Origin of the sequence: Paenibacillus paludis, assembly GCF_042610515.1 — a bacterium.
GTDB lineage: Bacteria > Bacillota > Bacilli > Paenibacillales > Paenibacillaceae > Paenibacillus_AQ.
In genome coordinates this window covers 393467-410991 of the sequence record NZ_JBGJZP010000006.1, presented here as the reverse complement: position 1 = coordinate 410991, position 17525 = coordinate 393467, and the positions used below count along the sequence as shown (strand labels likewise).

26 protein-coding genes and 1 tRNA gene are annotated in these 17525 nt (G+C 46.0%); 16 read left to right on the top strand and 11 right to left on the bottom strand.

From position 1 onward, the window contains the following. Window positions 1-4 precede the first annotated feature (4 nt). Window positions 5-1480: a glycosyl hydrolase gene (locus ACAN56_RS14815; protein ID WP_038595309.1), complete on the bottom strand. Its 1476-nt coding sequence runs from the start codon at window positions 1478-1480 to the stop codon at window positions 5-7. A gap of 532 nt (window positions 1481-2012) precedes the next feature. Beyond that, complete coding sequence (locus ACAN56_RS14810; protein ID WP_038595311.1) at window positions 2013-2429, bottom strand: cytidine deaminase; 417 nt, start codon at window positions 2427-2429, stop codon at window positions 2013-2015. A 211-nt stretch (window positions 2430-2640) separates the two neighbouring features. Between ACAN56_RS14810 and ACAN56_RS14805 the strand changes: the two genes are divergently transcribed. Beyond that, complete coding sequence (locus ACAN56_RS14805) at window positions 2641-3078, top strand: NucA/NucB deoxyribonuclease domain-containing protein (protein ID WP_379143737.1); 438 nt, start codon at window positions 2641-2643, stop codon at window positions 3076-3078. Window positions 3079-3147: 69 nt separating this feature from the next. On the opposite strand, the gene ACAN56_RS14800 is transcribed toward ACAN56_RS14805, so the two are convergent. Further along, window positions 3148-3411 carry a hypothetical protein gene (locus tag ACAN56_RS14800; protein WP_038595313.1) on the bottom strand — a complete coding sequence of 88 codons (264 nt, stop codon included), beginning with the start codon at window positions 3409-3411 and terminating at the stop codon, window positions 3148-3150. Beyond that, window positions 3401-3613 (bottom strand): hypothetical protein, encoded by a 213-nt coding sequence (locus tag ACAN56_RS14795; protein ID WP_340896997.1) that lies wholly within the window; start codon window positions 3611-3613, stop codon window positions 3401-3403. The genes ACAN56_RS14800 and ACAN56_RS14795 overlap by 11 nt, the downstream gene beginning before the upstream one ends. 172 nt (window positions 3614-3785) lie before the next feature. Here ACAN56_RS14795 and ACAN56_RS14790 point away from each other — a divergent pair, with 172 nt between their 5' ends. Next, entirely contained in the window at window positions 3786-3923 is a 138-nt protein-coding gene (locus ACAN56_RS14790) for a hypothetical protein (protein WP_156130945.1), read from the top strand. 47 nt (window positions 3924-3970) lie between these two features. Here the strand turns inward: ACAN56_RS14790 and ACAN56_RS14785 are convergent, their stop codons facing one another. Further along, on the bottom strand, window positions 3971-4129 hold the full coding sequence (locus tag ACAN56_RS14785) for a YjcZ family sporulation protein (RefSeq protein WP_379143734.1): 159 nt from the start codon (window positions 4127-4129) through the stop codon (window positions 3971-3973). A 306-nt stretch (window positions 4130-4435) separates the two neighbouring features. Between ACAN56_RS14785 and ACAN56_RS14780 the strand changes: the two genes are divergently transcribed. The 3 genes from ACAN56_RS14780 to ACAN56_RS14770 all read left to right on the top strand — a co-directional run bounded on the left by ACAN56_RS14780 (window position 4436) and on the right by ACAN56_RS14770 (window position 5514). Then, entirely contained in the window at window positions 4436-4612 is a 177-nt protein-coding gene (locus tag ACAN56_RS14780) for a YjfB family protein (protein WP_379143732.1), read from the top strand. Between the two features lie 111 nt (window positions 4613-4723). Then, window positions 4724-5266: an ImmA/IrrE family metallo-endopeptidase gene (locus ACAN56_RS14775; RefSeq protein WP_038595315.1), complete on the top strand. Its 543-nt coding sequence runs from the start codon at window positions 4724-4726 to the stop codon at window positions 5264-5266. Between the two features lie 83 nt (window positions 5267-5349). Continuing rightward, on the top strand, window positions 5350-5514 hold the full coding sequence (locus ACAN56_RS14770; RefSeq protein ID WP_156130946.1) for a hypothetical protein: 165 nt from the start codon (window positions 5350-5352) through the stop codon (window positions 5512-5514). 241 nt (window positions 5515-5755) lie between these two features. Here the strand turns inward: ACAN56_RS14770 and ACAN56_RS14765 are convergent, their stop codons facing one another. Next, complete coding sequence (locus ACAN56_RS14765) at window positions 5756-5935, bottom strand: hypothetical protein (RefSeq protein ID WP_144024223.1); 180 nt, start codon at window positions 5933-5935, stop codon at window positions 5756-5758. Window positions 5936-6080: 145 nt separating this feature from the next. Here ACAN56_RS14765 and ACAN56_RS14760 point away from each other — a divergent pair, with 145 nt between their 5' ends. Beyond that, entirely contained in the window at window positions 6081-6776 is a 696-nt protein-coding gene (locus tag ACAN56_RS14760) for a WD40/YVTN/BNR-like repeat-containing protein (RefSeq protein ID WP_379143729.1), read from the top strand. Here ACAN56_RS14760 and ACAN56_RS14755 read toward each other — a convergent pair. Beyond that, window positions 6766-7536 (bottom strand): 2-phosphosulfolactate phosphatase, encoded by a 771-nt coding sequence (locus tag ACAN56_RS14755; RefSeq protein ID WP_379143727.1) that lies wholly within the window; start codon window positions 7534-7536, stop codon window positions 6766-6768. The two genes, ACAN56_RS14760 and ACAN56_RS14755, sit on opposite strands and share 11 nt — an antisense overlap. A gap of 262 nt (window positions 7537-7798) precedes the next feature. Between ACAN56_RS14755 and ACAN56_RS14750 the strand changes: the two genes are divergently transcribed. Together ACAN56_RS14750 and ACAN56_RS14745 are read left to right on the top strand one after the other, a co-directional pair. Continuing rightward, on the top strand, window positions 7799-8635 hold the full coding sequence (locus ACAN56_RS14750; RefSeq protein ID WP_379143725.1) for a DUF6597 domain-containing transcriptional factor: 837 nt from the start codon (window positions 7799-7801) through the stop codon (window positions 8633-8635). A gap of 75 nt (window positions 8636-8710) precedes the next feature. Continuing rightward, window positions 8711-10036, top strand: coding sequence for a serine hydrolase domain-containing protein (locus tag ACAN56_RS14745; RefSeq protein WP_379143723.1), 1326 nt, complete (start codon window positions 8711-8713; stop codon window positions 10034-10036). Window positions 10037-10138: 102 nt separating this feature from the next. Here the strand turns inward: ACAN56_RS14745 and ACAN56_RS14740 are convergent, their stop codons facing one another. The 3 genes from ACAN56_RS14740 to ACAN56_RS14730 form a co-directional block, all read right to left on the bottom strand. Then, window positions 10139-10258, bottom strand: coding sequence for a YjcZ family sporulation protein (locus tag ACAN56_RS14740; protein ID WP_081965922.1), 120 nt, complete (start codon window positions 10256-10258; stop codon window positions 10139-10141). 104 nt (window positions 10259-10362) lie between these two features. Next, window positions 10363-10611 carry a hypothetical protein gene (locus ACAN56_RS14735; protein ID WP_038595321.1) on the bottom strand — a complete coding sequence of 83 codons (249 nt, stop codon included), beginning with the start codon at window positions 10609-10611 and terminating at the stop codon, window positions 10363-10365. Window positions 10612-10778: 167 nt separating this feature from the next. Further along, on the bottom strand, window positions 10779-11141 hold the full coding sequence (locus tag ACAN56_RS14730; RefSeq protein ID WP_038595322.1) for a YmaF family protein: 363 nt from the start codon (window positions 11139-11141) through the stop codon (window positions 10779-10781). Window positions 11142-11577: 436 nt separating this feature from the next. On the opposite strand from ACAN56_RS14730, the gene ACAN56_RS14725 reads away from it, so the two are divergent. Next, complete coding sequence (locus tag ACAN56_RS14725; protein ID WP_379143720.1) at window positions 11578-13137, top strand: IS1182 family transposase; 1560 nt, start codon at window positions 11578-11580, stop codon at window positions 13135-13137. Between the two features lie 100 nt (window positions 13138-13237). Here the strand turns inward: ACAN56_RS14725 and ACAN56_RS14720 are convergent. Beyond that, window positions 13238-13303: transfer RNA gene (locus ACAN56_RS14720), tRNA-Met, on the bottom strand. Between the two features lie 184 nt (window positions 13304-13487). Here ACAN56_RS14720 and ACAN56_RS14715 point away from each other — a divergent pair. The 7 genes from ACAN56_RS14715 (at window position 13488) to ACAN56_RS14685 (ending at window position 17403) form a co-directional block, all read left to right on the top strand. Then, entirely contained in the window at window positions 13488-13682 is a 195-nt protein-coding gene (locus tag ACAN56_RS14715) for a type II toxin-antitoxin system HicA family toxin (protein ID WP_340896986.1), read from the top strand. 66 nt (window positions 13683-13748) lie between these two features. Beyond that, on the top strand, window positions 13749-14135 hold the full coding sequence (locus ACAN56_RS14710) for a type II toxin-antitoxin system HicB family antitoxin (protein WP_379143717.1): 387 nt from the start codon (window positions 13749-13751) through the stop codon (window positions 14133-14135). Window positions 14136-14388: 253 nt separating this feature from the next. Continuing rightward, window positions 14389-14739 (top strand): helix-turn-helix domain-containing protein, encoded by a 351-nt coding sequence (locus ACAN56_RS14705; RefSeq protein WP_342436665.1) that lies wholly within the window; start codon window positions 14389-14391, stop codon window positions 14737-14739. A gap of 42 nt (window positions 14740-14781) precedes the next feature. Continuing rightward, on the top strand, window positions 14782-15414 hold the full coding sequence (locus tag ACAN56_RS14700) for a hypothetical protein (RefSeq protein ID WP_379143714.1): 633 nt from the start codon (window positions 14782-14784) through the stop codon (window positions 15412-15414). A 77-nt stretch (window positions 15415-15491) separates the two neighbouring features. Continuing rightward, window positions 15492-16244 (top strand): ImmA/IrrE family metallo-endopeptidase, encoded by a 753-nt coding sequence (locus tag ACAN56_RS14695; protein WP_379143712.1) that lies wholly within the window; start codon window positions 15492-15494, stop codon window positions 16242-16244. A gap of 42 nt (window positions 16245-16286) precedes the next feature. Further along, entirely contained in the window at window positions 16287-16856 is a 570-nt protein-coding gene (locus ACAN56_RS14690; RefSeq protein WP_379143710.1) for a tyrosine-type recombinase/integrase, read from the top strand. Continuing rightward, complete coding sequence (locus ACAN56_RS14685; RefSeq protein WP_379143811.1) at window positions 16849-17403, top strand: site-specific integrase; 555 nt, start codon at window positions 16849-16851, stop codon at window positions 17401-17403. Before ACAN56_RS14690 ends, ACAN56_RS14685 begins: the two co-directional genes overlap by 8 nt. Window positions 17404-17525 lie beyond the last annotated feature (122 nt).

Genomic DNA, 17525 nt, shown 5'->3' with positions numbered 1-17525 from the left:
CCCGTTACGGAAGATACAACGCTCCGGCCGGAATAACACCTTTAGGCTGGCTGGAGCTTTCCCACATTAACACCGCCTTCGCATCGCCCTGGTTCTCATAATACTCCACCTTCAGCTCATGCAGCTTGCTGGCAATCAGGCCGATGCTGCCCTTGCGCTCCTGTCCGCTTTGCTTCATCCAGCTGTCAATCACCAGCACTCCGTCAATCCACACCCGGATGCCGTCGTCCGAGGAAGTGTAAATCGTATAGCCCTCGCTGTAACCCGCCTTCAGCCTGCCGCTCCAGCGCACTGAGAATAAATTGGCCGGAACCGCCGGATCGGGAGCACCCTGCTTCCAGATGAAATTAATATTGGCATCGGTGCGGACCAGCGCCGGAGTGCCGCTAAGTGACGCATTATTGTAATACTCTCCCCGAAGTCCTGGCAACGAAGTTGCCGGAGGCGCCGAGACTGGTTCCGCAGCCTTGACCGTATACTCTGACCGCGTGAGTACAAAGCTGTCCTTCATAAAAGACTTAATAACCACATCGCTGTTATTCTCGTACAGCAATTTGCCCCAGGTCATCTGGTACGACCATTTATTCTGCGAACCTGCCAGCAGGGCCGGGGACGGCAGCTGCCCGTTCTCCCCAATGGCTATCAGCTTGCCCCGCCCCAGATCCCAAAGGGTGTCGTGGTGACTCTTTTTGAAATCACCCTCATAAATATCCAGCGCCAGCACATCCACTCTTCCCGCACCGGGATAATAACCCGCAGGCTCGTCACACCACTGATTTTTGGCATTCGGGCTCCACACCCAGAGCAGATTATGCAGCTTATTATAAACCGTATACCGTTCGAACATAAGGTTCCAAAGCTCGGTAAAGCGGCGTTTTTGCCCCCACCAGAACCATCCGCCGTTCATTTCATGGTACGGTCTCCACAACACAGGCACACCGGCATCCCTCAGTTTTTTTAAAGAAAGGGCCGTCTTGTCCAGATCCTTCATTAACGCATTGTATTGAGCGGTGCCGGGAGTGAGGTATTTGGCAAAATCACCTTCGCTAAGACTCATAGAGACATTGGACCAGGCCGGAGCCGTACCCGGTAAATGGGCATGGTAGCTCATCGTCACAATTCCGCCCGCCTTATGCCAGCGCACTGCACTGTCCACCACCGCCTGACGCTGGCTCTCTATAACTGTCTCTGTCTGATTGTTAATCGCACCCAGCTCATAGCCGTGGAGCGCGGCATATTGTCCGCAGGTATTCTTCAGCTTGTTGCTGAATTCATCCGGACTCTCCAGATAATCATGCTGCCCGCTGAGGATTGCTGTGCCTTGCAGCGAATATAACGTATTCAGCACCTTCAAGGCCGGAAGAGCCAGTTCGGTGTCCGCCGGAGTTCTAAGCAGACTGCTGAATGCTGCCTGCCACTGGGCGTCATTCACCAGCCTTGAAGCCGAATCGAGCATATCCCGGAGTATACGCTGTTCCATCCTTGTTCACCCTCCCTTGGTTTTATACCATGTTATGACAAGGTTTGGGACAAAGTGGCGGCGGATGGACAACAAACGGACAAAATTATCGGTTCCCACAAAGAAACGGCTCCGCTCTCCGTTTCCAGGGACGGAGCCATTTATGCGGAAAGATCAGGACGAAATAAAGTATGATACTTTATTAGGAGTTCCGCCAATTGACGCGGCAGCAGTCAGATTGGTGTACTGCCTCTCATGTAGCCATACATGTGGTGCAGTCAAATGCACTTTTACCTCACATTTCACCAAATTGACCACATACAGCGAATTCAAATGCACTTTTACTTCTCATTTCACCATATAGCCCGCATGCGGCGAATTCAAATGCACTTTTACTTCTCATTTCACCATATAGCCGCATGCTGCATCTGCTAGCAAAAAAAGAGCCCGAAGGCTCTTGGTTTTTGTCTCCAACCTGGGTTAATATCCCCATTGCATGGCCTGCCGATCTCATCGACTCTAGACGTATGTATAATGCCGGGACGGCTGCCTCCTACCTTGCATACCGCAAAGGCAGCAAATCAATAATATCGACCTTGGTCAGATTGTCATCCTCGATTAGAATGACCTTGCAATCCTTGCCATAGTCAGCGATCAGCTCCCGGCACATGCCGCAAGGTGAGACAACCTTGATCTCTCTGTCCTCGCTGTCCGGGTCCGGGTGCCTCACCGCAACGATGGTATCGAACTCCTTGTACCCCTCGGAAATTGCCTTGCCGATCACCATCGCTTCCGCGCACACAGTAACACGGGAGAGGCTGGCCTCGAGGTGAACCGCCGTGAAGATCTCTCCCGTCTTGGTGCGCAGGGCCGCACTGACATGATGCCGCTCCCACTCATACCGTTTCTTGATAATCTCCACCGCAGAGGCGATAAGCGTCTGGTCTTCAATTGAAATCTCTTTTCCCATCTCCCTGTCCCCCCTTTATTTTCCTAACTTAGTATACTAAAGGACACTGAATTTACGCTATACTAATTAAGCCTATGCTTGTGATACTAGTTTTGTACGAACCTGAATCATGAAGCTATGCTCACAAAACTTAAGCCTATGCTTCCGATGCCAGTTTTGTACGAACCGAATCCATGAAGCTATGCTCACAAAACTTTTAGGAGGAGCAGATGTGAAAAAGAAGAAATTCATCCCCAGTCTTATCATCATTGCACTGTTGGTCCTGGCGGCTTACTGGTTTGAAGATATTGGCCAGAACGTCACGACGCCTTCTTCGGAAGCCTCCGAGGTGGTCCAGCTCGAATTCCCGGCGGATCGTTACCCGGAGACAGCCGGACATATCCAGGAGGCAATCAGCAGCGGGGAATCGGCGATCTGCACCATCAACCGTGGGGAAGCCGAAGCGAACCGCAAGGAATCCTTAAAAGGGGTGCCGACCAAAAAAGGCTACGACCGTGATGAATGGCCGATGGCCATGTGTGACGAAGGCGGCGCCGGAGCCGACATTGAATACATAACGCCAAGCGATAACCGCGGGGCAGGAAGCTGGGTAGGCAATCAGCTGGAGGATTTTGCCGATGGAACAAAGGTAGAATTCATGTTCAAATAACAAAGAAACGGATACCGTCCTCCCGGAAGGTATCCGTTTCTTTGTGTACATAGCGCTACGCAGATTCCCTCAGTCCTTCCAGTGGCCGCTGATCGAAGTATGCGCCCCAGGCTCGGGAGTTTCCCAGGCCACCAAAATAACCGCCGATTCTATAGGCTGTGGCAGCTGCCATTGGATATGACCCTCCAGCACCAGCTCGCGAAATCCGGAATAGATTCCCGCCGGTGTCCGCCCGCTGAGCCTTGCAAGCTCAGGCAGTGTAGGCATCCTCCGGAAGTGGTTGCTGAAATGGTACATGATCCTCAACAGCTTGCGCGCTGTATCATCCAGCATAACGGGCCTTTGCCTGACGCCAGGCAAGGATGTTTGCTGTCCGGAATACCCTTGGACCGCCCGTGGTCAGACAAGTGGCCCGGAGCAGCCCGCCTTTAATCCCATGAACCTCAATTCTGCGCTGGGTGATGTTCCCCGACTTGTCCTCATATATGATCTCAATAACCTGCCCGATCAGCTTCTCCAATTCTTTTGCACTCATGTAAACCGCCTCCTTTAGAAAGCCCAGGAATATTTGTATGTATTATATGCGAACAAATGTTCTTTATGCAATCTTCCGTGAATTAGGCGTAATATAAAGTGGGATAATATTCCACGCGCGGAGAGCCAAGGTGTTCTATATTTGTTATCGGGGAAAAAGGCTTTACGGGCCCATGTCTGAGGAAGAAGCCTTCAAGGAATGGTTTGCACTTGCAGGCACGGTAAAAGAACTTTATATCATTGAAGTCGACGAAACCACGGGAAGAATCAAACGTCAGATTGGACCCACAGCCCGTAAAAAAAAGAAATAGCCCCATCTGGCATATGCCTGACGGGGCAGCATTCGATTGAGTCTGATTTAGAATATACAGGCTTTTGTAATAATTACCAGAAGAATAAAGAGAACCAGAATGGAGGTTGTCGATGTCCATGGACTTACTACCGGCATAACTGCCGGAGGACCTTGGTTTACTCCACCAACGTTATTACCGCAACCGCAACCATAATCTACACCCATTAATTAATTCCTCCTCGTGAATATTGAATACAGCACAGAATATGTCAAAGCCTGATTTACCGTATGGGCCAAACGGCAAAGAAATGTCATTCACCTAAAGTATCGGCCCGTCATTGTCGATATACAGTATGTAAATTCAAAGCTGTGAAGCTTCAAAAAACTTAGCGTATGCTTTCGATGTGAGTTTTGTACGAAGAACTTTCAGGAAGCATTGCTCACAAAACTTAGCGCATGCTTCCGAAGCGAGTTTTTTGTGACGCAGCATCTAAAGTAGTAAAGCTTCAAAAAACTTTCAGGAGGTGCAACATGGACATTGCTGCATTATCAATGGCGATGAGTCAGGCGTCCCTACACCAGGCTGCAGGGCTGCAAGTCATGAATATTGCCACAAAAACGACTGAGATCGAAAGCCAGAATCTGGTCCAAATGCTCCAGCAGAGCCCACACCCCAATTTGGGAAAAACACTTGATATTGTAGTTTGATTGATTTATGCTTACATACATAAGAACATGAGTTCCGGTTATCCTTGAGCCCTTTGGGCTTTTCTTTTGGCCATTAATACGAACATACGATCCTATATCGAGGTGATTCCCATGCAATCCTACTATCAAATGACCGCCCTGGAGAAATGGACTGAAGATTTATATCAGCGGTTGAACGTGCAACAGCCGTCGCAAATCTCCATTGAGTACATATCGGAGCGGCTGAATATCTGGATTCATTATCTGGATGTAAGAAGCAAGAGCATTGAAGCCTCTGCAGGCATGTACAGCATGTTTATTGACAGCCGCCTTCCACCCGAACTGCAGCGTCTCGAGTTCCTCCATGAGCTCTGCCATTTGCTTCGCCATGCCGGTAACCACACGCTGATGCCCGAACAGTTCACACAGGCACAGGAGGATGAATCCGAGCGTTTTATCCTTTATGCGGCGATGCCCTACTCCATGATTTCCGCCAGAATGTTGCCTGAACTCCGTGAAGATGCCGTCCAATATATCGCTTCAACCTTTCAGGTTCCTGCTGAGCTGGCCATGCAGCGGATTGACCAAATTCAGAGACGAGTGTTCCAGGGGCAATTGATGGCTGTGATGGAAAGGAACGAAGACAGAAATTTAATCCACCGACATATTCGGTAAACGCTGCGGGGATAATAAACCTATGCATAATGAAATGCAGAGACCTTATGTATAGGGTGAATTTACCCGCAAGGGGGAGCGAAATGGACGCCATTCAAGTCATCCAGTTATTAATGACCCATCCGGATTACAGCGTGGATGCCGTGCATCCTGATATCCCGGATTTCGTTGGCATTGAGACCATTGAGGTCGATCATGAAACCCAGACCTTCTCCATTCTGCTGCAAGAACCGAAGGAAGAAGATTAGGGGAACCCATGAACAAAAAAGTGACCCCGCCGGCGTCCGGCAGGGTCCATATCTATTAATAAGGGGGGTATGTGTTTACTATAATCCCGTTAGCTTAAGCCCTTATGAAATCCCGCTGAAGATGAACTGAATCTTTTCCGGCACTACCATCTATCTGCTGCAGCATGTATCCTTCTTCATCCTGATAGCGCTTGTCTGCACTACACTGCTCGTTCATGAGAAGAACGAATGAACACTCTGGCTAGCCTGCGCTCACAAACTGCATTACGCCTATTGCCGTCAGCAGGAAAAACACGATCAGAATCCCCCATATTACCCTGCGCAATATTTTTCCGGGGTCATTGCCGGGTGGATGCCCGCCTTGATTCTCCAGCGTAGCTATCCGGCGCTCAAGCTCCTGAATTTTCTTTTGCTCAGACATATTCTCCATCTCCTTTTTCTGTGTATACTCAATAAAACGCTTCCAAATCCAAAAAGTTTCATAAAAGGAAATTAACCTTTCTTTCATCTCTCTGTAACCTATCTCCCAATTTATTCCTTTACTATGGGAGGAGGAGGGGATTTCCATGAAAACACTCTGGGTTCTTATGTCCGTAATCCAGCTTATGTTCGCATACAGTCCGCAAGCCGGTAACATAGATGAAGATAATAACATCCGTACATTCCAATATACTTTGGAAGCTGGGTACAGCTGGAAGGCAACTTCAGCAGGTTCAGGAATGTATCAGGCAGATAACCGTATCTATATGAGCAATGACAGAGGCATATCCTGGCATAAGCTGAGCGATTCCTTAAGCGGCACTTTGCCAAGCGGCCCCATTGGAGACCTCAAGTTTAAGACGAAGGACACCGGCTGGATTACGATCCATTCTCCACGACAAGGCGATATTGGACTATATAAGACAACCGATGGCGGAATTCACTGGGCCAAAGAGCAGCTTGAAGTGCCTCCCAAATACGCTGCCGTTCAGTTTAACCCTGCATCTCCTATATTTTTCACCTCTACAAATTATGGAATCGTCCTACTGAATGAAATCGGGCTGCTGAACGAGGAAGGCCAGACTGAAACCTCTCTACTCTTCTATGCAACGCAAGACAATGGACGTCATTGGACCCCCATCATGGATAGACCTGAGGGAGAATGGAACGGTTTATCCTGGAAGGCCTCCTTGGATCAGAAATCCGCAAGCTACTCATGGAATATTACTATCGGCGATAGAACTTGGACTTCATCCAATGGGGAAATCTGGTCTATGAAATAAGATCCTTAGCATTTATAAAACGGGTGTCTTGAAGGATGGGCACAGCACTGCTAATATTCACCTGGCAGCAATAGGTCACATCGTCTTCATACCCGCGCTCACGGAGTTCACGGGCACTCGCACAATCCCATATAAGCTCCCTGATGGTTTTGCTGGAGTACTTCAAAGCTCCAATACAGACCTCAGCCTCAGGAGATTTGCTGCCGGTTAATTGGGAAAGAATCAGACCTGCACCTAAATAATCTTCAATGCCTGGACGCAAATTATTTTCACCCTCCCTAACATCGGACCACCTTTCGCCGCAGGGGACCACAGTGATATTTGCCTGCAGTTGCTGCATTAAACGGTTAGCAACCTCAGCCACGGCAGACGCATTAAGGAAACATCCGATGAGCAGCGCCGGCACCTGTGAAGCAATCCACGTACAAGCAGCACCATTTAATGAACATAATACAAAGTCACGGCCAAAATCAGCAGAACTAAACGACAATGGAGACAGGGAATGCCCTCCTTCTCTGATCGCCTCCGCTCTTCCCCAGACGATTTCCGCACTGTTGGCTCTGGCATATGCTTTGGCATTCTCATTGATTGGCGGGGGATACGGAAAGACATTAGCCTTGTGCTGAACCGCAGTCACTACCGTAGAAGAGAAGCTGAGCACATCAACTATGATCACAATGTCCCCGCGTTCAGACGCGGCCCGCGCTCCTCTTTGCCCCCATTCCACTTTGACTTTATACGGTGCCTGGTCATAAAACATCGGACTTCCTCCTTTATCCCAATATATTCTTCAATCACTAATACACCAAGGTAAAATGCGATCCATGTACCCTGAATGTCAATTACTCACCAAACGATTCGCTGCCGCCTCTTTCTTTATAGGCTGGAGATTATATTTGCTATAATATAAAGTTGAACATATACAAGTTCTATAATTTTGTCTTTGTAACTCTTTGGGGGCTGGCGATCAGACCCTGACAAACATATACCTTTTATGATCTTTCAGATTAGGAGGACATTTGATGAGCTCCCCCTTTGTCCCAGTTCAAGCCCGCTCCTCCGTTCTTAACTTGCCCGGTAAATATAACGAATGGAGGCCAAGTGTTAAATTACATAAATATGTATACTGTTACTGGCTGTCTACCATCCGCAGTTCCCAAGACTCCCAAAGCCCAATTTCCATATCCGGCAGGAAGGAAATGATTGCCCCCGACGGCTGCATCGATATCGTATTCCAGATAGGAAAAGATAGGGCAACCCTTCATGGCATGATCGTTGGCACGTTGGACCGGTCACTTTATGTGGATCTGGCGTATGACCGCTTGCACACTTTTGGAATCCGATTTTATCCGGGAGGGCTGCAGGCTTTCTTGAGAGAACCGGCCGATTTATTCACGAACCAAATCCTTGACCTAAGCGAGATATGGAAACAACTCCAGACGGAGTTGACCGGCCATTTGCAGACTGCCGCTTCCATGGAACACTTCATACTTCTGACCGACCGCAGTCTTCTTTCCAGATTAAATGACTCTCCGGCCGGGGATGATCTTTTTCAGAACGCCCTTGTCCATATCTGGCAGGCTCAGGGGATTCTCACGGTCAAGGAGCTCGCCCGAAGAGAATGCATCAGTGAACGGCAGCTGAGGAGAATCTTCTATGAACGCACCGGCGTAAGCACCAAAACCTTTACGCGCATCATGCGCTTTCAAAGCGTTCTCGGGATGCTGAACAGGATGGAAGGCAGAAAATTGACCGATGCAGCACTGCAGACCGGATATTATGATCAGGCTCATTTCATACATGAATTTCAAAGCATCTGCGGGCTGCTTCCCAGCGAATATATCAAAAGCTTGAACTAAGCCTGTCCGTTTTTTACAATTCAGCTATTGTCATGTCTTATACAATAGAGCAATACAGGAATTAGGAGGCTAGACATGACCAACATTCAGTTCAGGCTCGAACAATACATGCAAACCTGGGAGGATGCGGAACGTTTTAGCGGAACCGTGCTGGTTGCCCAGGGAGATCATATTTTATTGGAGAAGGGATATGGATACGGAAATCATGAGTATGCCATGCCGAATACACCCTCCACTATTTATAATATAGGCAGCATCACTAAGCTGTTCACGGCAGCGGCTGTAATGCAGCTGTATGACCGGCAGAAGCTTCGCCTGAACGAGCCCATGGAAACTTATTTTCCCGGCTATAGACACGGAGACCGCATCACCATTCATCATTTACTGTCCTCCACCTCGGGGATACCGGATTACACAGAGCTGAGCCAATATAGTCCAAGAGACCGGCTTTCTGCTGAAAGCATTCGGGAGTGGTTAAACCACGAACTCTTGCAAGGTGAACCTGGACAGCAAGCGCAGAAGAGCAACTCGAATTTTGTCTTCCTCGCCAGAATCGTTGAGATTGTGTCGGGCATGGAGATCGGCGCTTATTACGAGAAATTTTTATTTGCTCCGCTCGGACTTAAGCATACCGGAATAAGCTGCAATGAGGAGATTCTCACCAATAAGGCATACGGGTATTCCTGCTCGGGTGAAGGCGTAGTCTGTGCAGAATATTACGATATGTCTGGTGCCTTTGGAAGCGGATTTCTCTATTCCACTGCGGCCGATTTGTTCACATGGATCCAGGCGCTGGGCAGCGGCACAGTAATAAGCAAGGAAGCCTATGACCGTATGCTTACTCCTTACGGATATTTGTGGTACCTGGAGGCTTCGGCGGGATATGGCTGTTGTGTAAAGGGCGAGCCTGTAGAAGAAATGTTTATGGACGGGAATATTTATGGATACACCTGTACCCTGCAGCGATACATATCCGGAGATTTCACCGTAATTGTACTCAGCAACAACGATGCCAGCCCTGTAGCCCGCCTTGTAAAGGGCCTGAGAAGCATTCTGTACACTGGGGCGACCTCCATAATAGTCAAACCGGAACTTGCGGACACCGCGGACTATGAACAATATAGACACTTCGCGGGGGTGTACTGCTTTCCGCCAATGGGCTGGCATTTTACAATTCATTATGAAGAAAGCCTGCTGTATGTAGACCGGCTGTTCAATCAGGAGTTCAAAAAAAAGAAGTTCCAGCTTAAATTAGTTGCAGATACCGCGGAAGCTGTAGTACTGGCCTGCGTGGTGTGTGAAAGCACCTTTACTTTTCATAAGGCTACGGAAGTAAAGTCCCAGCAGGTAACCTACAGTTTCGATACCTTGAACCTGCCCTATGAGAGATCCGGCGGATAAACCGGTAAACAATAAAGCAGCGGAAGCCTGAGCAGAAACAATACTCTTGGCAGCCGCTGCATTTGTGTGTGTGTGTAACTTAGGAAGCTGGATAAGCAGAAGTTACAGCCAGAATGATTTGGTAATAATTACGAGCAAAATGAACAATACCAGAATTGCCGCAGTCGATGTGCCCATACCGCCAACATAACCTTGATTTTCTCCGCATCCACATGAACCCATTTCCCATTCCTCCTTCAAAAGTGAGTACAGCATAGAATATGCAGAATGCCCTTCACTGCTTGGGTGAAATGGAAATGTGTTATTGTGCATTCAGCCGGTCTGGTTTATTTATCCGCCATGAATGTTACGTATGTTGCTGCTGCAAATACAACAACCAGCACCAAAGAAATAACGCCCATAATCCGTTCATTTTTCCAGGCACGAATTGTGTTTGCAATATATAGGATCATGAGCCCTGCCATCATTAGCGACAGGTTAATGCCCGTTATAAACAACACAACAAACCCAATCATTACACAACCCCAAATAATCATGAACCACAAAGGATAATTTTTAAAGATCGTTTTAAGCATTTTTCGCCTGCCTCTATTCCATCTCAAATTTATACTTCCCTATAATCTCACAATCCAGTCTCGCTAGCAACGGAGGAAGTTTGTCCGGCAGCCGTAAACCAAAAAAGGACAAGCTCTAAGAGCCTATCCTTTTCCATTTAGACTACATAATTCCATATTAATCCGATTTATACGAGAGGCGCTTGAATCAATGTTGCGAAATTGAACTTGTGTACGTGACCATCACTTAAAGTAGTTTGACCCGTAACAAAATGGACGTGTTTGCCGTTACCTACTGAAATAGCTGGCCCTGTTCTAATCTTCTTCAAATTATGAAAATGATTCAAGAAATCAGTTCTTTCCAAATCAATCTCGTGGACATGACTTGCTCCTGCCCGAATCGCTTGCCCTGTAACACCTGCGAACCGGTGGTTGTGCCGATCTGCACCTTCTTCAGCCAGTTTAGTGCTCCCTTCAAATTCATGTACGTGTCTCTGTGCCTGAGTTGAGCCTGTTCTTGTCTTCTTTATTGTAGGCCGTTTCTTCTTCATCCGTTGTCTACCTCCCTAAAATTATGCAGCTTCACAACATCTTATTAAGGCAAACTCGGATAGGTGCACAGCCATTGTCAGGTCTTTTCTGGATTCAAAAAAAAACCACAACATAGCAAAAGGGGCTGACCCAAAAGCCATGAAATGGCTGCTTGGGTCAGCCCTTTTTTAACGTAGGAGATACGTAAGCTTTTTGGGTGGACGCTCCGCGAACGGACCGTTGTTCCAATCGCTGTTGTCCCCAGATTTTATTTATTCTCCTTAGCGGTGAAAATCCGGGGACAAAGGCGACCGCTTCCGCTTTTCCACAATCGTTCCGTCCTCTCCGCTGTTTAAGCGGGAATTGGACCTACAATCTTTAAAAAACGCAAAAAAAAGAAACCATCCTTTGGTAAAATGGAGTTACCACACAACCATTTCAAAGGAGAGGTTTCTTTTGTACATTCAATATACCATGGACCAACTTTGCTTGCCAATGGATCTGGAGGAAGATATTCCAGAACATCACCTCGTTCGTATCGTCAACGCCGCCGTTAACCGGCTGGACGACGGCATTTTTGACGCGGCCTACCCGGGTGGTGGCCGTGACAGCTACCATCCTAAAATGCTGACCAAAGTCATTATTTACGCCTACACGCAGCGCATCTATTCCTCTCGCCAAATCGCCAAATCCATTCGGGAGAACATCCCCTTCATGTGGCTCGCCGGTCGGCAGCGGCCAGACTTTCGGACGTTGAATCGATTTCGTTCCCAGCGGATGAAGAACGTTCTCGAAACCGTATTTACCGCCGTGCTTCAGTTTCTGGCTGACGAAAAATACGTTTCCCTCGAGCATTACTTTGTGGACGGAACCAAAATCGAGGCGAACGCCAATCGCTACACGTTTGTTTGGGGGAAAGCCGTCAGTAAACACAAAGCCACACTGCAGGATAAGGTACATGCCCTGTTCGCTGACATTGAAACGGCAGAAGAGCAGGAAGAACAAGAGAATCCAGGTAAAGATCTGGCTGAACTCGGCACAGATTCCGAAGTGAGCAGCGTGAAACTTGAACAGGTGGTGCAAAAGCTCGAAGCTCAGCTGGCCCAAAAACCGAAAGACAAGCCCTTGAAAAAGGCTGTTCGGAAGCTGCGCAAGGATTTGCTTCCCCGACTGCTGAAGTACGAACAATACCAAAAGCTGCTTGGTGACCGGAACAGTTTCAGCAAGACAGATCCAGATGCAACGTTTATGCGGATGAAAGAAGACCACATGCGAAATGGCCAGCTGAAACCGGGATACAATGTGCAAATCGGGACCGAAAACCAATTTATTTTAGCCTACAGTTTACACCAAAGACCGACCGACACCCGCTGTTTAGAGCCGCATATGGAAAAAGCGCAGCAGATCCTCGGAAAACTGCCAAAGACAGTCATTGCGGATGCAGGCTACGGCAGCGAAGAAAACTACGCCTATCTGGAAAAGAAAGAGATTCAGGCGGTGGTGAAGTACGGCAGCTACCACAAGGAAAAGAGCAAGGCCTGGAAAACGAATGTTGGTAAAATCGAGAACTGGACATACGATGCAGCCGAAGATAACTGGACGTGCCCATGTGGGAAAATGCTGCATTTCCACAGGGAAAGCAAGGAGACCTTAGAGAGCGGCTATGAAATTCGTAGACGTCATTACCGAAGCAGCTCCTGTGACGGCTGCCCCCTAAAGGAGCGTTGCACGAAAGCGGCAGGAAATCGGGAGGTGGTCGTCAGTCTGGAACGGCTGCGATACCAGAACCAAGCGCGGGAACGGTTGCGGAGTGAAGAGGGCTACGCCTTAGTTGTACGTCGAATGACGGAGCCAGAAAGTGTATTTGGACAACTAAAAAATAACCGGGGCTTCCGGCGTTTTCTGCTTCGCGGGATAGAAAAAGTGACGCTAGAGGTCGGTTGGCTTTCGCTTGCCCACAATCTACTGAAGCGAGCAGCCATGGACCAAAAACATAGAGCAGCGCTCCTCCAATAACAGGAGGAGCGCTGCTCTATTGACTTTTATGCTTTTAAAATTGAAGGTGGCCTGTCTCCGCTCATAAAAAATCTACTTTTGAGACAGCCTCTTAGTGAAGTGGGCCCTACAGGACTCGAACCTGTGACCAATCGGTTATGAGCCGACCGCTCTAACCAACTGAGCTTGGGGAAAGGTTAAAATAGGTTTAATTCTGTTTCTTATATATGAAGAATACTGGTTTTTTGACCAATGTGTTTAACTCTATTTTCATTTGTTCGTTTACAAATTTGTTAGCATTATTTCTGCGTACATTAATTTGCAATGCGCATCAATGCGCGTTATAATATTAATAGGAGGTGAGAGAGAGGATGAAGAGTTATTCTTCAAGAGAGGTGTTGGCGATACTGAAAGCAAACGGATGGTACAAAGTACACACCGTTGGCGATCACTACCAATATAAACACCCGACTATAAAGGGGAAGGTTACCATAACCCATCCAGTCAAAGACGTTGCAATACATATCCTAAAGGATATAGAGAAGAAGACGGGGCTAAAGTTTTAGCCCCTCCCTTCTTCCCTTTCAATATAATATTGAGAAACGAATCTCAAAAAAAGGAAGGTGTAAGCATTGAAAAAAAGTTATACGTACCCGGCCATTTTGAACTTCACAGATAAACACATTGAAATTTCATTTCCCGATTTGGAGGAAGCTTTGTCCCAAGCTGAGAACATTGACGAGGCTGTTAGACGGGCGAATGAGGTACTGAAACTTACTATTGAAAGTCGCCTTGAGGACAAAGAATCCATTCCAGCTGCTACCCCGCTGAATGATCTTGAACTTACTGGTAACCAGCGTACCATTATTGCAACGGCGGTCCTGAATGAAAAGATCACTTATGTTAAAAAGAATCTAACATTGCCGCAAGACCTGAGCGAAGCGGCCGAAATTGCTGGGTTGAATTTTTCTCAGGTTTTGCAACGCGCACTCCGAGAAGAACTGGAACAGAAAAGTTAAAATAGTAATACCGTTGCCTTTAAAACTGGATTAAAATATGGCATAACATTGTATTACACTATATACAACAATCGCCTGAAGATGGCCGGATTAGAACCGGCCGAAACGGACTCCTTGATTATTGGGAGTCCATTATTTTGTTCTTAGTAAAATACATAGAATGGTTTTTGTTGTTTTAGCAAAATTGTTTTTTCTGTTTTAAAAAAGTGTTACTATCATATTGCTGAAACAGAAAGAAGGGCGGTATGAGAATTTGTCTATTTCAGGTGATCGAATTAAGAAACTTAGAGAAGCTCGAGGAATAAGCCAAATTGAGCTTGCCGATAGGATCGGAATAAATAACAGTGTTCTCTCTAGAATCGAATCTGGAAAGAGACCTGTTGAAGATACTGAAATTAATGCATTTGCAGATTTTTTTGAAGTTTCAGGAGACTATATTCTGGGACGTTCGGACAAAAAAACTTCTATTGAGACAAACATGTCCTTTTATGGTGGACCAGAAAAATACTCTCAAGCTGAAATCGAAGTAATGGAAGATGCTTTGAAGCAGTATAGAAAGAATAAAGAAAGAATGCTTAAGGAAATAGAAGACACAAAAAAATAAGCAAATCCCTCAGCCGATGAGGATAATTTAAGGAAGAATTTTATGGAAGAACCCAACGAACCCGTTTTATTACAGATACAACAACCACGCCAAGTTACTAATGGAACAAAGATTTTTCTCATTTCAACGCTTCTTCTAATAACTGTAGCTTCTGTCACCTTTTCGATTTTCTCTTTTATGAAAAGTCGTTCTATAGAAGAAAAATTTACTGAACTATCAAACAAGTTTGAATTAGCCAATAGTGAATTTAAGACCCAAAATCAAGCTTTTCAATCACAAGATATAACAAATAAACAATTTATTAATGCGCTAGTTTTTAACGCTCTCCAACATGATATGGAAGATGGTGTCGTTACTGATAATTTTGTAATCAATAAAATAACTTTCCGGAAGACTCTTTCAGCTATGGGTACCAGCGGATCTGATATTGACTTATCAACCCAACCATTAATTGATGCGAAGTATGAGGGGCAAGGGCATTTTGATTTAACGGATAGAGAATTAAAAGTAATGATTGAGGATTTATTGAAGGATACAGAAACTTATTTTGAATCAATTCGTGAAATTTATATAGATTACCTACCTGAATGGAAAAGCCTTTCCCATACCGTCAGCATACAAAATTACGAATTAGGTACATATTCAGATGGTGTATTCAAACTAAAGGGCGAATGAAAAATATTAAAAAAGCCAGCAATGGCTTTTATTTTTACCTCAAAATAGAACATACGTACGTATCCAGGAGGGCACATATGGATTTTCATCAATATTTTAAAACTCCACTCGAACAATGGATCGAAGAGAAGTACAAGGAGCACAACATTTGGACAGCTCAAAATCTTCAAATAGAGAAGATAGCCAAAATTTTCGAAGTAGACCTTATTTATTATGACAACAGCCCCTTTAGTGATAATGAGGAACGTGTTGTATTTTTAAACCGCCACGAAGAAAAGGTTTCTCAGCGATTGATTTTTTTTCACGAGTTATGCCACGTTATACGTCACTCAGGAGATCAACGATGGATGCCCTCACTCTTTAAAGAGGCCCAAGAATATGATGCAGATCGTTTTGCTCTCTATTCAGCCCTTCCTTTCTTTATCCTCAAATCAATTACACTTCCCGAGCGTAGGGGTGAATCAATCGGTTATATAGCACATACTTTCAGGGTGCCGTTATATTTCGCTAAAAAGAGATTTGAGCAAATTGAAGAAAGAATCACACAAAACAAACTGTTATTCGCACTAGATGCCGCAGTATCAACTTCTTCTGAGCTTATTCAACCCGAAACAGATCGAGGTATATTTACTGGAAGTGATCAAGCTGAAGCCCGCATCCGAGCTCATTACAGATGTGAAGAAGACTTCGAACGCCCTCATGGATTAATAATTGAGCCACATTTAGAGTTCGACTGGAATGGTTATCTCAATGTACCAGTGAATCGAAATTATAAAACGTACGATATGCCCTGTAGCATGGCAAAAAGTATTGTTTCTTTCCTGCGATAATTATGAAAGGCCATGTTTATCCAAGAGGAAAAACGTACACGTATGTTTTCGATCTCCCCCCCGGACACATTAACAGGTGAACGAAACCAAAAAACAAAAGGAGGATTCAAAACTGAGGCTTTAGCTTGGTCAGCCTGCAGAAAGACAATGACCGATGCCGAGAAAGGATTAGATGTTAAGACAACAAAAATTACCCTGGAAAAGTATCTGAACGAATATCTGGAGACTCACGCAAAGCCTAACTTCACAACATCCTACGACACTGAAAAAACTATTATCGAAGCCAGAGTTATTCCGGTGCTTGGTAAAGTGAAATTGCAGGCACTTACCCCACGTACCATCAAAGGCTTTTATGCTGAACTTCGGAAGAAATATTCCAAGGATTACGTGAAGAACGTTCACGGTGTGCTGAAACGCGCCCTTCGGCTTGCATACACTGAATCGGGATTACTGGCTGAAGACATCATGAGTAAGGTATCTATGCGTAGCAAAGTAAATGCAAACGAGCAGAAAGAAATGCAGTTCTGGACAATTGAAGAATTCACTAAATTTCTGCAATCCTCAAAGCATCATGTTCATTGCATTGCTTTTTCATTAGCGGTTTATACGTGAATGCGGCGAAGGCGAAATTCTGGGGCTGCGGTGGAAAGATATCGACTTTGAAAAGAAAGAGTTAAAGGTTGTTCAGACAGCAAATTGGACACGGGATGGATTGGTGATTCAGCGGCCCAAGACGAATGATTCGATTCGGCGGGTTAAGCTCTTTCAGAATATTATTGATGATCTTCAGGAGCGCTATTTACAAATCGAAGCTTACAGGAATGAATATGGAGAAGCTTACGAGGACAATGACCTAGTGTGCTGTTATCCCGGGGGAGGTTATATTAAGCCGAAACGAATCACAGAGGGTATGGATGTTCTTGTTCGCAAAGCCGGGGTCAAGAAGATCCGGTTCCATGATCAGCGTCATACCCATGCATCATTTTTACTAGCGATTGGAATAAATCCGAAGGTTGCCGCCGAACGACTGGGCATGACTCCGGCAATGTTCAATGAGAGGTACTCACATCTTCTCCCAATCATGCAGGAAGAGGCCGTTGACAGAATTGAAAATGAACTCAATAAATTCGCAGAAAAGCAGCTTGAACCTGTGGAATAAAAGTCTCCGTTAGCAAATCCGTTAGCAAGCTTAAAAAAATGGCCTTTCCCCACTCAAGCATATTCGCTCCGACGAGCCTACATATAGCAAAAACCCCTTGCTAGGCAAGGGGTTTAGTGAAG

What these genes read in the sequence shown, in the direction of transcription:
- ACAN56_RS14815 (WP_038595309.1), bottom strand. Translation starts at nt 1,480, where the DNA reads ATGGAACAGCGTATACTCCGGGATATGCTCGATTCGGCTTCAAGGCTG.
- ACAN56_RS14810 (WP_038595311.1), bottom strand. Translation starts at nt 2,429, where the DNA reads ATGGGAAAAGAGATTTCAATTGAAGACCAGACGCTTATCGCCTCTGCG.
- ACAN56_RS14800 (WP_038595313.1), bottom strand. Translation starts at nt 3,411, where the DNA reads ATGCTGGATGATACAGCGCGCAAGCTGTTGAGGATCATGTACCATTTC.
- ACAN56_RS14795 (WP_340896997.1), bottom strand. Translation starts at nt 3,613, where the DNA reads ATGAGTGCAAAAGAATTGGAGAAGCTGATCGGGCAGGTTATTGAGATC.
- ACAN56_RS14790 (WP_156130945.1), top strand. Translation starts at nt 3,786, where the DNA reads ATGTCTGAGGAAGAAGCCTTCAAGGAATGGTTTGCACTTGCAGGCACG.
- ACAN56_RS14785 (WP_379143734.1), bottom strand. Translation starts at nt 4,129, where the DNA reads ATGGGTGTAGATTATGGTTGCGGTTGCGGTAATAACGTTGGTGGAGTA.
- ACAN56_RS14780 (WP_379143732.1), top strand. Translation starts at nt 4,436, where the DNA reads ATGGACATTGCTGCATTATCAATGGCGATGAGTCAGGCGTCCCTACAC.
- ACAN56_RS14775 (WP_038595315.1), top strand. Translation starts at nt 4,724, where the DNA reads ATGCAATCCTACTATCAAATGACCGCCCTGGAGAAATGGACTGAAGAT.
- ACAN56_RS14770 (WP_156130946.1), top strand. Translation starts at nt 5,350, where the DNA reads ATGGACGCCATTCAAGTCATCCAGTTATTAATGACCCATCCGGATTAC.
- ACAN56_RS14765 (WP_144024223.1), bottom strand. Translation starts at nt 5,935, where the DNA reads ATGTCTGAGCAAAAGAAAATTCAGGAGCTTGAGCGCCGGATAGCTACG.
- ACAN56_RS14760 (WP_379143729.1), top strand. Translation starts at nt 6,081, where the DNA reads ATGAAAACACTCTGGGTTCTTATGTCCGTAATCCAGCTTATGTTCGCA.
- ACAN56_RS14755 (WP_379143727.1), bottom strand. Translation starts at nt 7,536, where the DNA reads ATGTTTTATGACCAGGCACCGTATAAAGTCAAAGTGGAATGGGGGCAA.
- ACAN56_RS14750 (WP_379143725.1), top strand. Translation starts at nt 7,799, where the DNA reads ATGAGCTCCCCCTTTGTCCCAGTTCAAGCCCGCTCCTCCGTTCTTAAC.
- ACAN56_RS14745 (WP_379143723.1), top strand. Translation starts at nt 8,711, where the DNA reads ATGACCAACATTCAGTTCAGGCTCGAACAATACATGCAAACCTGGGAG.
- ACAN56_RS14740 (WP_081965922.1), bottom strand. Translation starts at nt 10,258, where the DNA reads ATGGGTTCATGTGGATGCGGAGAAAATCAAGGTTATGTTGGCGGTATG.
- ACAN56_RS14735 (WP_038595321.1), bottom strand. Translation starts at nt 10,611, where the DNA reads ATGCTTAAAACGATCTTTAAAAATTATCCTTTGTGGTTCATGATTATT.
- ACAN56_RS14730 (WP_038595322.1), bottom strand. Translation starts at nt 11,141, where the DNA reads ATGAAGAAGAAACGGCCTACAATAAAGAAGACAAGAACAGGCTCAACT.
- ACAN56_RS14715 (WP_340896986.1), top strand. Translation starts at nt 13,488, where the DNA reads ATGAAGAGTTATTCTTCAAGAGAGGTGTTGGCGATACTGAAAGCAAAC.
- ACAN56_RS14700 (WP_379143714.1), top strand. Translation starts at nt 14,782, where the DNA reads ATGGAAGAACCCAACGAACCCGTTTTATTACAGATACAACAACCACGC.
- ACAN56_RS14695 (WP_379143712.1), top strand. Translation starts at nt 15,492, where the DNA reads ATGGATTTTCATCAATATTTTAAAACTCCACTCGAACAATGGATCGAA.
- ACAN56_RS14690 (WP_379143710.1), top strand. Translation starts at nt 16,287, where the DNA reads ATGTTTTCGATCTCCCCCCCGGACACATTAACAGGTGAACGAAACCAA.